Here is a 12,935-nt window from a genome sequence, read left to right as displayed (position 1 = left end):
ATGTATGACATCCACTCTCACCTGATCCCAGGTATTGACGATGGCGCTAGAGATGAAGTCGATGCTTTATCTCTTTTGCGCTTAGCACAAAATGATGGCACGACTCATATAGTGGTGACTCCCCACATACATTATGGGCGATTCGAAAACTCAACTAAAACTATAATGGCAGGTCTACAAACGCTAAAAAAAATCATAAAAGAAAGTGAGCTTACAATCAAAGTTGCCGCAGCTTCCGAATTAAGGCTAGATATTGAGTTAATGGCAAAATTGAAGGCCGGGGATATTCCAACATTAGGTGTATCTGATGGATTAGAAACGATATTGTTAGAATTTCCGCATAGTCATGTACCTCCAGGCTCTGAAAATTTTGTGAAGTGGTTGTTTGCTAATGGTTACCGTTCGTTATTAGTGCATCCTGAGCGTAATCGAGAGTTGTTGAGATCACCGCAACTTCTTAACCCATTTTTAAGGTTGGGTTGCTTAACGCAAGTCACAGCAGCCAGCATAACAGGCGGATTTGGTGAAGCCTCTCAAAATTATTCAAAAATATTATTAAAAGAAGATAAGGTGAGTGTTGTTGCAAGCGATGGGCATTATCTAGCGTCAATTAACTTGGCCGGTTCCGCGTCAATTATCTTGGCCGGTTGACACCGAATTTTATTTGCTCTTATTGAGCGCTGTTTTGCGTCGGTAACTTTCACCTTCGCAATGAATAATCGTTGCATGATGAACCAAGCGATCTATTGCCGCTACAGTCATCGTTGAATCATCAAATAGTTCATCCCATTGTTCGAATGATTTGTTTGATGTGATGATCATGCTGTGTCGCTCATAGCGATGGGCTATCAATTCAAACAGCACGCTCGTTTCCTGTTCCGTTTTTCGTACGTAACCAACGTCATCAACGATTAATAAGCTGTATTTATCGAGCTTTACAAGTTCGTCTTGCAAGCGTAAATGTCGCTTTGCTTGCTGGAGTTGTTGAACAATCGCTGACGCGGCAACAAACTTAACTTTATGGCCCTGCTCGATAAGGCCATAACCGATACTACTGGCGATATGCGTTTTACCAAGACCACTGGCGCCAAATAGCAATATATTGCCACCGTGCTTCAACCAATCCGGCTGATTTATTAAATCAGCAACAAGGGGCTTACTAACCCCATCAACAAGGGTAAAGTCGAAGCTGCTAAGGTGTTTACCCACGGGCAATTTTGCATCTTTTAAAAGCCGCTGAAGGCGTTTATCATCGCGTGTCGCAAGTTCAATATGGCACAGCTCAGATAAGTATTGCTGTGGGCTCCATTGTTCTTCTATCGCTTTTTTGCCCAGGGTATTCCACTGTTGAAGCATGGTGCTAAGCTTTAATTGTTTCAGCATTAAAGGTAACGAGGCCGTGAAGTTATCCATGTAGACCTCCCGGTATCATGCTGCTATAAGCGCTCAAGCTGTGTTGCTTTATTGTTATTGTGGGTATGTTTGATGCAATCACTAAAAATTGCGCTTCACATTCTCGGATGGCCGGTAATTGTCGCTGAGTAATTGACGCTGCTACAAATCGTCCTAATTGACGTTCGCACCCACTTTGTTTTGCTAAATGGAGCAGTTTTACCATGTAATAGCTCGCTTCATCCGCTAAAAGGTGGGCATTAACGTATTCCCAAATAGCTTTGTAATTGTCGCTTGGAAGTAAGTCGTCACGTAGTTGTGAGTAGCGAAATGCCAATGGTTTTTTAACCAGTGCGTCAATAACATGCAAGTAACTAATATTACGTGCACGGCATCCTTTAGAAGCATAGACACGCGCTAACGTTTGAACTAAATCGCTGCCATAGTGCAGCTCTAAACGGTTGTCATATAAACGAACCAGTAATCGGCTACCAATAAGGCGTGACGGGACGCTATAGGTAACACGTTTCAATGAAATAGTACTCGTACGTGACACCGTTAGATAATGCTCGGTGTAATTGACGCTCATCGTCCGTGGTAAAGCATGTAATTGTCGCTGCTCTACTGCGTATTTATCACTTACACGGCGATTACGGCGAGCTACAATGTCGGCAACAAACGATTCATAGACTTCTCTTGTCTGAAAGTCATAACTACCACGGATTTTTAATGCTTGCTCCAGTTGCGATTTAAGATGCCCATGAGGGCTCTCAATAGCCCCATTTTCATGCGCAATACCGCGGTTATTGCGGGTCGCTTTAAAGCCATAATGGGTGACTAATTCATTAAAGCGCTCTGTAAAATCGTTATCATTAGTGTGATTACGATAGGCGGCACTCAGACTGTCTGTACGCACTTCTTTAGGCACACCGCCGGCTGCTTTAAATGCGTTTTGCACGCCATCAGAAAAAGCAGCAAAGCTTTCACCGCCGTAGATCACTTGGGCGTAAGCCCAGCCACTGGCGGGCATACGATAATGAAACAACATATGCTTTAAGGGTTCACTAGCAATGGTAACGGGTGACTTCACATGTGTAAAATCACACATACCTAATAGGCCATACTCGTGTGTTTGCAGGAATACGACCTCTTTACTTGAGCCATACAGTGCCCGCCATTTATGAATTCGACGCTCTAATGTACGCCGTGAGCTAGGGTTAAATTTGTCGGTGTGAAACTCGCAAAGGTGATCAAAAATTCCCACCGGAGTTAACGTTGCATCACCTTGAAGTAGAGGGACAACAATACTGTCCCAGATAGACTCAAGTGGATCTATACGCGTTCGCCATTGGCGTTTATTAGACAATGGCTGCTCATCCAGTTTATCAATGCGCCTTGCTGAACGTTCTGAAATACCTGCTTTCGCAGCCGCGATAACTTGGCTATTACGTTTTCTATGTTTCATATAAATAGTGACCTGCTGATCAGTGATTCGTGTTCCCGGCACAGTGAACTCCTCCGTTCTGCTGTACCGAACCTTATCAGATCAACCGGCCAAGATAATTGTCGCTAGACCGGCCACCGTAATTGTCGCTTAATAGGGCATAATGTAAAAAGAAGGCCGCCAATATTGTCAAAGGCTTTTGATTTTGTCGAAAAAGAGTTTAGTAAAGCGAGGGCTGAAATGCTTTTCAAAATTATGCCACAAAAACTGACTCAGACGCTGTTTGATGGTGAATAAGCTTATAAAATAAAGAGCCTAGTTTTTTAATTGTTCTAGTAACGTGCATTTAATTGATCAACCACAAATTAGAGACTTATCTATTTTGGGTTTGTAAAGTCAGAATAGCTCAGCAACTTGTGCTTCAAAGCTATGTAAAACCACATCACCAGTTTTAAATAAGTACACAGATAATTCGCCAGAGTGTTCGTCGTGCTTTATGCTTTCTTCCCCGTGGTCGTGTCCACTTTTAGCGTATAAGTCAGTCGCGGTTTGGTCGTAATAATTGTCTACTTCATAGTTGCCCACGGTAATATGCGGGCCAAACGATAATAACTCAGGGACAGCGGGTGTGCGCTCAGAACACGATACTGAAATAACCACGTTGTAACCTGAAGTGAAGACTCACGCTACACCCGCAGAAAGGCTAATTGGCGTGTTTATCGTCATGATTGTCGTGATCATCGTGTTCGTGAGTGTCTAACTTTTGAAGTGATACATTATTGGCCTTAAGAGTAACGCGTTCCATGCGCTCACTTAATTGTACCAATAGATCACTAAATCGCTTCTCTTCCATAATGGCAAGTGCAAAGGTCTGTGTAACTGAAGCCGGCGTAAAAGCCTCTTCATGGGTTAGTACCGTTGGTAACGCTTTCTCCTGTTTTGTGAATGAATAGGATAGTCCTGAAATTTCTCGATTAAATAAGTTCTCGCTATAACGGCTTATTTTTATTGTTATAAGGTACGATTGTTGATGATTTTATAAAAAAGTATTATAAATTTTAATGCGTGTTCTGCCTGTTTCTGATAATAACTGGCGAGTGTTTATCGGTATTTTGGTAATACGCAGTTAAGTGCCAAGGAGGTATCCATTGAATAAAGTCGTATATATCCCCGCATTTTTTGAACCTATTGGAAAAGATAAAAAAATTAAGGTTCCAACTGGTGAGAAGAAAAAAGGCTTCTTTGGTGGCGAGAAAGATGTCACACGTAAAGAAACTAAGTGGGAACAAACTGGTTGGTCAGATTGCAGTATTGATAGCGCACGGTTAGCTAGTGACTTGGCTCAAGAGGTTGAAAAATTAAATAGAGATGGTTTTGAAATCGTATCAGTTACACCTATAACTTCAGGAGCTTATGATTGGAGTTATAAGGTGAATTCAGGTGGTTTTGAAGGGAAAGGTTATGGCTGATATGGCTATGGTTATGGCTGATATGGTTATGGTTATGGGTTTAGCTATACAAACAGCCTGATTGTCACTGCAAAAAGAACTTAACAAGCGCTAAAGTCGCGTTGATACTGCAGAGTTAGCCTTTTTGGGTCGTAAGTCTAGTTTGATTTTTTTTACTGCTTTGTAATCGCAAGGAGCTTAATTTTTTATCTTTTTTAAGTTAAACCTTATGTTAGTTGTACCCGAGTAAAAAATTAGTTTACTTTGTTGTTTTTAATACCACGCGATTATAAAGTCGCGTGGTATTAATTATGGTTAGTGTGCTAATACGTCCATTTAACTGTGAAGTTGATGTTTTGAGGCTCACCGTAATTGGCAAAGTCAATATTAGCCCAATATGTCTCGTCGGTTACGTTTGTTGCACTTAGCGTCGCGTTCCACGATTTGTTGAAGCGCCAGTTAGCATGTAGATTAATTAGCATGTAAGCATCTTGCTCATAAGTCACGCCTTCACTGATTAATGGATGGCTTACACTATAGCCGGTGATTTCACTTTGCCATTTGATGCCACCACCGATATTTAGTTTATCAAGCGCACCAGAGAACTGATAATGCGTTGAAAGCTTAACTGAATGTTCGGGCAAGTTAGTCCAGATGAGATCATCTTTATTACGAGTGGTATCTACATATGTATAACCTGCATTGACCAGCCACCCTTGATTGATATGGCCGCTTAGGCTAATTTCGACACCCTCACTTTCAGTGCCATCAATGCCTTTATAAGCTGAGCTTCCATCTGGCAGTGAGTAATCTGGCTGGGTTAGATCTCGTACACCGTAATTGTCTTGTTTGGTATTAAATATAGCGAAGGTTGCCATAATTTGACCATCATAAAATTCACTTTTGATACCCGCTTCTAAATTGCTACCAAGTACGGGAGCAAGCAAATTATTATTTTTATCTTTGTAATTTTGCGGCGTGAAAATGTCCGTGTAGCTAGTATAGAGACTGGTTGATGGAGTTAGTTCATAAACAATACCTACGTAGGGAGTAATTTCATTACTCACCTTATAATCACCTGTGGTATCAACATAAGACGCGTTAGTGTCGTAGTTATTTGTGCTTGTCTCCCAAGAGGTAATACGTGCACCGCCAACGAGTGATAGTATATCAGTTACCCGAAAGCGAGTAGCCGCATAAAAACCATATTGATCAGTATTACTCTTTTGATACGCCCCAGTGGGTGTATAGTCTGGTATAGGGGCTTCTCCATTATAACTCCATGCATCTGGTACATTGTAAGACCAGTCAGACAGTGAGGAGTAGCTCAAACTTGTAGATTCGTTTTGACTAATATTAGCACCGAACATTAGCTCATGTTCACGATTAAATAGATTGTAACTACCAGTAAGGTATAGATCTAGGCTATCACGCGTATCTTCGGTAGAGCCTGCAGCACCTCGTAAGAATACGCCTTCACCAGTGTCACGATCAGGGAAACCAGAAGCATAAACACGTAAACTTTCAAGTTCACCCTCAGTGTGGTTTAGCGCTGCGCGTAGTTTCCAATAGTCGTTGAAATGATGTTCGATATCAGCAAATACAGTCGATGATTCCCGTTGCCATTTTGTCCATTTAGGCGCATAGCTGGAAGTAACTGGTAAGTTTGCTTCATCCCCATCACTGGCGAAGATAGGGATCGTGCCCCATGTGGTGCCTTCTGGATTGTTATCTTGGTTTTGATAACCTAATGACACGGTAGTGTTGCGAGTAATGTCGGCTTCAATAATGCCCATCATGGCTAATTTATCTTCTTGATAGCGGTCGAGGTAACTATCGGAGTCTTGATAAGCAACGACTAATCGGCTACGAATACTGCCATCCTGAGTGAGCGGCACAGAAATATCTGCAACACCACGACGTTTATCCCAGGAGCCTATACCTGCCGAAACTGACGCGTCAAACTCTTGCTTTGGACGTTTGCGTATCATATTGACGGTAGCCGAAGGTGAACCTACCCCACTTAGTAAGCCATTTGCACCACGTATGACTTCGACTTGTTGGTATAGTGATGTGTCGTATTCTTGATTGGTTGAACCACTATAAGTTGGTATACCATCTACTTGGAAATCGGTAATTTGAAAGCCTCGAGCGAAGTACAAAGGTCGCTGACTATCATACTGTGTAACATTTACGCCAGGAACATTTAGCATAACATCGTTAATGTCAGTAATGGCGCTTAAATCCATCAATTCACGTGAAATGCTACTTACAGACTGTGGTAATTCTTTAGCTGACAGAGGGATTCGAGTGGGGTTTTGATTACTAAATGGTGAGCTTTTCACCTCAATCACTTCGATATTTTGGTTGTCTTTATTTATATTTTTATCTGTCGTTTCTTGCGTTGCAAGCACTTGTCCAGAGAATACCGCAGCGATTGTCAATACTAAAGAGTAACGACTTTTGCGGCCTTTAAAACTAGGAATTGATGCGCAGTTATTTGAACTTCTTGGTATGTAGAGCCTGTGGTTTAGTTCCATTTTTTTTATATGTCCCAAATATTTATAGTAATAGAAATGATAACTATTCTTATTGTTTCATTGGCAGTAGCTAGAGTCAACCTATTACTTACTTTTGTTAATCTTGAAGGGAGGGCTGAAAATTTAGAGGAGTTAATACAAGGCTTCTTGAGAGGGTCATGAAGTTTGCTAAAAACGTTAGTGGCGATAATGTTAACAGTCAGTAAATTATTTAATTTTGAATTAAAGAGTTAGTCATTTTTATGAAAGTTAAATTTTTCAATTCTCACAGTCCTATTATGATTTAATAGTTCGAAAGATTCGAGAGGTACTAAATGATCACTTATTGAGCAGTTGAGCCAAATAAGGCCTCGGTTATGGTTTATATAGTAATTTAAAAATCAGTAGCAAAAAGTCCGCTTTGATATTTTTTATTTTAGCGAGATAATGCTTAAGTACTGAGGCAAGTACTGAATAAATGTGACTAGAGACAGTAGAATTACGCAGGTGGTCGAGTGGAACAATTAAATGGGCGTTAAGTTGGCAAATAGGTCTTTTAATATCAATACATATATCACTATAGAGCCAATGATGGCTCGAATTTAGAAATACCAATAATACTTATACAGGAATATAGATGAAGAGTTTGATAGGCGTGTTGTCAATACTGACACTGCTGGGCGGTTGCGATTGGTTTGGCGATAAAGCTGAGGTTACACAGGCAGAGGCTGCCTATTTACTACCAGATCGTCACACCGAAAATGCCAAGTTACAGCTGCAACCGGCCAATACGTTGTCCAATGCTGATCTTTATCAACGTGCTCTGAGTTTGTGGCCGACAGCTTATCGGGAGCTCAGTGTGCCGACTTCACTAGGCCAAGCGAGAGTGATTGTCGCTGGCCCTGTTGATGCAGAGCCAGTGGTGCTGCTGCATGGTATGCAGGCAAACTCAGCTATGTGGTACCCTAATATTGCTGCATTGGCCGAAAATTATCGGGTTTATGCCATCGATGATTTACTAGGTTCGGGCGGCTCGCGTGCGAGCGCAGACATTACAGATATGGATCAATTGGTTAACTGGTATCAGGAGTTGTTCGATATTTTGGAACTGGACTCGATGCATCTAGTTGGCGCTTCGCGTGGTGGCTGGCAGGCAACTGCGATTGCATTAGCCGAGTCGGCGCGAGATAGGTCACGTATTCAGCGTTTGGTGTTACTAAGTCCAGCTCAAACCTTTGGCTGGATTCAGTTCAGTAGCGAGTTACTGACGAGTATTTTTTTTACTCTTAATCCTGATCGCGATCAGGTACACGAGAGCTTAAAGAGTCTGTCGAGCCAGCCACAGGCGATAAACCCAATTTATCTTGATCTATACGTAGCAGCGCTTAGGGATGACCCGGTGCCTGATTTAATAACAGAGCTACGGCCGTTTTCGGATCAGCAGCTGCAACAGGTTACTTTGCCGACATTAGTGCTGATTGGCGATAATGACATGATGAACGATCAAGGGAGCCTCGAACGGGCCAAAAAAATGTTAGTGCAGGTACAAATCGAACAAATCCAAAGTGCCGGTCATTTTTTAACGGTCGATCAGGCTGATAAAGTAAATAGCGCGGTGTTGAATTTTTTATCCCGTTAAGTTTGTTAATGAGTACGTGTTCGCAGATTTAGTATCTAAGTCTACTATTATTTTGGGGGCTCTTTTATTATGTTTTTATCTCTAGGTATAATTAAAAAACGCGTAATAACAAAAGAAAGTTCGATGAGTTTATTATCTATACAAGAATATTAAAATATAGATAAAGTGGGTTATATTTTGCTTCTTAACAGGTCTTAGGCCCCAATTTTACTGTTTACACTCGGCGCTAAAAATGGATTATAATAAGCTACTCAAGCAGGACAAAGCAGTTTGTTGTTTTCGTTCCTCAACATTTTAGCAAGCTGTTTATTGTCTCTTGTGAGGCGTATACGATAAGGATGATTTTCATTTGACTCCACTTCATAAAAAAATACAAGACACCTTACCTGACACAATGTTCATACCTGAACCATTAGTTAAATTATTTGATTGGATTGAAAGCAATGGTTTAGCTGAAGAAACTGAAACAGGTCGTGTTGGTTACTTGTACCCCATAGAAAAAGTAAGAAATGAATGGGATGATCACCAAAGACCGGGCGGTACTTTAATCGAATTTTACGCTGAGGAACAAAGTGATGACTTTTACATTGTTCACAAAGGTATTAAAGATAGGCTGCGTATATTTGCGCGTACAGGTGGGGATGGCTCTGTAGCCGCTTTTTGGCTTGATGATAACGGTGAACAAAAAATTGTGCATATTGGATCTGGCTCAGGTTCAATTTTAGCCTGTGTGCTAGCTGACAATGCTGTAGATTTTATTCGGTTAATTGCCATAGGATATGATGAGGTTTGTTGGAATGACGATTTTGATGAAACACCTTTCGCAAGCTTTAAAAAAAATGAATTTATTGTAAAGCCTAATTTAAAATTTCAAGATTGGGTTGTTCAGGAATTTAATACATCTATTCCTAAAACAGCATTAGAAATCGTTAAAAATCCTGCTGAGTTTGGTGATGAGAATTCAGGGGACATATTTTGTGAGTGGCTTGAAGTAAATAGCGCATAATAAGTAGCTGCACTTTGATTAGTCTCTGATTGCATTTCAACCTTTTTTTGGTTTTCTGTTTAGTTTGTTACAGAGGAAATCTCTGCGTATTTTTGTCGCTCAACGTGCCTGATATCTTTAATTCGGCTCTTTTCAACAAGCTGTGATAGCGTTGGTATAGTTGCTAAATTTAGGCTCTATCATAGAGAATTTATCAATGTGAGTGTTTAAGTGGTATTAAAGGCACCGGTGGATCGTATTTTGCGCCGCTTAGTAAGATGCCAGATGAATTATCTATTTAAATAAGTTTTTTCGTAAGGGGATAGAAATGAAAAAATTAATATCATTAAGTTTAATACTCGTTTGTTTATCATTTTCAGTAATAGCTGATGATGGTTTGATTAAATATGAAAGTAATTACTCGGTAAAAGAAACAGCAGACCGTTTTGAAAGTATAGCTGAAAGTAAAGGGTTAACTCTCTTTGCTAGAGTCGATCACCAAAAAAATGCCAGCGGTGTCAATTTAGAGTTAAGACCGACAGAAGTCATTATTTTTGGAAATCCTAAAATTGGTACGGTTTTAATGCAATGTGCTCAAAATGTTGCTATTGATTTACCTCAAAAAGTGATGGTAAGTGAGGATGCTAATAGCAAGGTTTGGCTTTCATACAATAGTCCAAATTATCTGCTGAAGAGACACGACATACAAGGTTGTAATAAGATAATCAATAAAATTTCGGGTGTATTAAGCCAGCTATCAAAAGCAGCCGTAGCTAAATAAATATTCCAAAAAATAATGAAGGTAAAGTACTTTTAGTTATCTTGGTTAACTAATTTTCGTACTCTATTTAGTTGGTTTAAATGTAACCCTTGAGTGAACCCATTTTAAATCTACATTAGTGAAGGGCTGGCGAATAATCAGTAAAGTTATTAGATATCATTCAGGGGTTATACACTCGAACAGTTTACTCTTAAACTTGGAGGGAGGAGGGAGTAAGTTCTTCCCAACGGATTCGTTTGAGTAAATTACCAAAGGCATTTCCACCTGCATAATGCGCAATACTGAATGATGTCGTTTTCGACTATTTGCTGATTTTTTCAAGCTATTCGTAAACAATAGAATATTTTTATTGATTAAAGTATGACACCGGTGTCATACTGTCGACGTTTATCATTTTGTTGTCAAAACGTATTGGCTGCTTATTTAGTTGAGCAGCATTTTTCGCAATGACTAGGATAACCGCTTTGAGGTGATAGCTCAAAGCTTATCTGCTCACAGTGGCCTTGCCATTGAAATTATAAAAACAAGTAGTAATACTGCTTAGGCAAATAGAGAAAACACCATGAGCTCACAATTAAATACTGAATTTAACCCAATTTTAGTTGCCGATATTGGCGGCACAAATGCACGCTTTGCATTAATAACTGGATTTGACACTGGCGCTAATCAGTTTGTTATTGAACATAACCATAAGTTTCCAAGTACTGATTTTGGTTCACTAGAAGCTGCTATTAATCATTACTTTACACAAATACCACATCAGCAACCTAGCCGTGCATGTTTGGCCGTTGCTGGTCCTATTAAAGCAGGCCAAGTACATTTAACTAATTTAGGCTGGCATTTTAGTGTTGCTAAATTAAAAAATGATTTTGCGTTTGATGAGCTTGAAGTGATCAACGACTTTGCGGCCTTTGCGTATGCTGCGCCTTATCTAGATAATAGCCAAAATGTGGCAGTAAAAGCAGGTCAAGCTGATAATAATGCCAATATTGCGGTAATGGGTCCTGGTACTGGCTTTGGCGCTGCTTGTTTAGTGCGTACAGCACAAGGTAGCGCAGTACTTAGCTGCGAAGCAGGGCACATAAGCCTTGCGGCAGTCACAGATCTTGAGCGAAAGCTAATTGCTGAGCTTAGAAAAGAACTTAGCCACGTTTCTGTCGAGACTATATTTTCAGGCCCAGGTATTGCCCATTTATATCGCGCAATGGCTGCGGTAAATGATGCACCCGTAAAAAACATTGATGCAGCTCAAATTAGCCAATTAGCAGCAACAGGTGAATGCGCTGTTTGTGATGCGACCCTTAATCAATTCTGTGATTGGATTGGGAGTGTTGCAGGGGACTTAGCCCTGACATTTGGTGCACTCGGTGGCGTATTCATTGGTGGCGGAATATTACCACGTATGCAAGAACGCTTATTATTTAGTCGCTTTGTTGAACGCTTTTCAGATAAAGGCATTATGTCTCAGTATACAGGGCAAATACCCGTGACCTTAGTAACGCAAGATAATATTCCTTTAGTCGGTGCGGCGGCTTGTTTACATGTTAATAGCCAAAGTTAAATATTAGATGAGTATTGGATGAAAAAAGTAACTATAAATAGTGTAGCAAGTTATGCAGGGGTTTCTAAAAAAACTGTGTCGCGTGTGCTCAATAATGAGCCTAATGTGAGCGATGCAACCCGCGAAAAAGTACTTAAAGTATTCAAAGAGCTAGACTACACACCTAATCCAATTGCTCGGGGTTTGGCGCAAAACCGCAGTTTTATTATCGGCTGTATTTACGATAACCCCAGTAAAAGTTATATAACTCGAGTGCAAACTGGGGCATTAGCCGCTTGCCAAGAAAATCATTATAACTTACTTATTCATCCGTGTGACTTACGTGGTGATGCGCTTATTAATAATATAGAGCAGCTTTTACAAACCTCACGTTTAGATGGCTTGGTGTTAACCCCGCCATTTTCAGATTTTAAAGTGTTGGTTGATTTTTTAAAGACAAAAAATATTCCATATGCGCGAGTTGCCTCTGCTGTATTAGAAGATGACTCTATTTCGGTGCGCAGTAATGATGAACAAGGTGCTTTTGAAATTACCGAGCATTTAATTAAGCTTGGCCACAAGAATATTGCTTTTATTAAAGGTCATCCAGATCACAGCGCCACCGAACAGCGCTTTAAAGGCTACAGACGTGCGCTTAGTAGCTACGCTATTGAATTTAACGAACGTTTGGTTGAAGAGGGTAACTTTAGTTATCACTCTGGAGTCGATAGTGCGCGCAGCATTTTAGATTTATCGCCAAGACCAACCGCAGTTTTTGCGTCAAACGATTACATGGCTGCGGCGGTGTTAAAGCTTGCCAGTCAGCGCCAACTCAAGGTACCTGAAGATATCTCGATTGTTGGCTTTGATAATGCTCCCATTGCACGGCATATTTGGCCTGGGCTTACAACTATCGCACAGCCTGTAGAAGAGATGACTAAGCAAGCGGTTTCCCAGCTCATAAGCCATATTAGTGAGCCGCAAGAAACCCCTTATCAAGTAACGCTTGAAGCGCGTTTGATCACTCGTGAATCAAGCGCTCAGCTAAAAAACTAACACGTTTAAGTTATCCCATAATAGCCCGAGATTGCATGACGCTTTCTTGGGTTTATTGTCTGTATTAAAATAAATATTCATTCATTATTTGCTCACATCAAAAAATTAGACTAAATTTAAAAGTTAAGGTT

Annotated in this window: 10 protein-coding genes and 1 pseudogene; 7 read left to right on the top strand and 4 right to left on the bottom strand. The window is 40.5% G+C overall.

The window, feature by feature from the left end; genetic code table 11:
- Nucleotides 1–651 (top strand): tyrosine-protein phosphatase, encoded by a 651-nt coding sequence (locus ACT3S9_RS08870; RefSeq protein WP_444750891.1) that lies wholly within the window; start codon nt 1–3, stop codon nt 649–651.
- A gap of 9 nt (nt 652–660) precedes the next feature.
- On the opposite strand, the gene istB is transcribed toward ACT3S9_RS08870, so the two are convergent.
- From istB to ACT3S9_RS08855, 3 genes and pseudogenes are all read right to left on the bottom strand, one after another.
- Nucleotides 661–1,413 carry an IS21-like element helper ATPase IstB gene (gene istB, locus ACT3S9_RS08865; RefSeq protein WP_208835222.1) on the bottom strand — a complete coding sequence of 251 codons (753 nt, stop codon included), beginning with the start codon at nt 1,411–1,413 and terminating at the stop codon, nt 661–663.
- Nucleotides 1,406–2,899 (bottom strand): IS21 family transposase, encoded by a 1,494-nt coding sequence (istA, locus tag ACT3S9_RS08860; protein ID WP_443490040.1) that lies wholly within the window; start codon nt 2,897–2,899, stop codon nt 1,406–1,408. Before istA ends, istB begins: the two co-directional genes overlap by 8 nt.
- Nucleotides 2,900–3,244: 345 nt before the next feature.
- Nucleotides 3,245–3,659: pseudogene (locus tag ACT3S9_RS08855) on the bottom strand (TonB-dependent receptor); the annotation flags it as partial.
- Nucleotides 3,660–3,984: 325 nt separating this feature from the next.
- On the opposite strand from ACT3S9_RS08855, the gene ACT3S9_RS08850 reads away from it, so the two are divergent.
- Nucleotides 3,985–4,305 (top strand): hypothetical protein, encoded by a 321-nt coding sequence (locus tag ACT3S9_RS08850; RefSeq protein ID WP_441836112.1) that lies wholly within the window; start codon nt 3,985–3,987, stop codon nt 4,303–4,305.
- A gap of 302 nt (nt 4,306–4,607) precedes the next feature.
- Here ACT3S9_RS08850 and ACT3S9_RS08845 read toward each other — a convergent pair whose 3' ends face one another.
- Nucleotides 4,608–6,824, bottom strand: a complete 2,217-nt coding sequence (locus tag ACT3S9_RS08845) for a TonB-dependent siderophore receptor (RefSeq protein ID WP_441836111.1) — start codon at nt 6,822–6,824, stop codon at nt 4,608–4,610.
- Between the two features lie 616 nt (nt 6,825–7,440).
- Here ACT3S9_RS08845 and ACT3S9_RS08840 point away from each other — a divergent pair.
- The 5 genes from ACT3S9_RS08840 (at nt 7,441) to ACT3S9_RS08820 (ending at nt 12,804) form a co-directional block, all read left to right on the top strand.
- A complete protein-coding gene (locus tag ACT3S9_RS08840; protein ID WP_441992955.1) occupies nt 7,441–8,442 on the top strand; it encodes an alpha/beta fold hydrolase in 1,002 nt (333 codons plus the stop codon).
- A 349-nt stretch (nt 8,443–8,791) separates the two neighbouring features.
- The gene (locus ACT3S9_RS08835) at nt 8,792–9,448 is read left to right on the top strand and encodes an SMI1/KNR4 family protein (RefSeq protein ID WP_441836109.1); all 657 of its coding nucleotides are present in this window, start codon (nt 8,792–8,794) and stop codon (nt 9,446–9,448) included.
- Between the two features lie 307 nt (nt 9,449–9,755).
- Complete coding sequence (locus tag ACT3S9_RS08830) at nt 9,756–10,208, top strand: DUF302 domain-containing protein (protein WP_441992956.1); 453 nt, start codon at nt 9,756–9,758, stop codon at nt 10,206–10,208.
- A gap of 562 nt (nt 10,209–10,770) precedes the next feature.
- Nucleotides 10,771–11,769 carry a glucokinase gene (glk, locus tag ACT3S9_RS08825; protein ID WP_441836460.1) on the top strand — a complete coding sequence of 333 codons (999 nt, stop codon included), beginning with the start codon at nt 10,771–10,773 and terminating at the stop codon, nt 11,767–11,769.
- Nucleotides 11,770–11,787: 18 nt separating this feature from the next.
- Nucleotides 11,788–12,804, top strand: coding sequence for a LacI family DNA-binding transcriptional regulator (locus ACT3S9_RS08820; RefSeq protein WP_441836459.1), 1,017 nt, complete (start codon nt 11,788–11,790; stop codon nt 12,802–12,804).
- Nucleotides 12,805–12,935 lie beyond the last annotated feature (131 nt).

The organism is Pseudoalteromonas sp. AOP31-A2-14, from assembly GCF_052378035.1.
Classification (GTDB): domain Bacteria; phylum Pseudomonadota; class Gammaproteobacteria; order Enterobacterales; family Alteromonadaceae; genus Pseudoalteromonas.
Note: the sequence above shows the minus strand (reverse complement) of the source record. Positions and strands in the feature narration are given on the sequence as shown.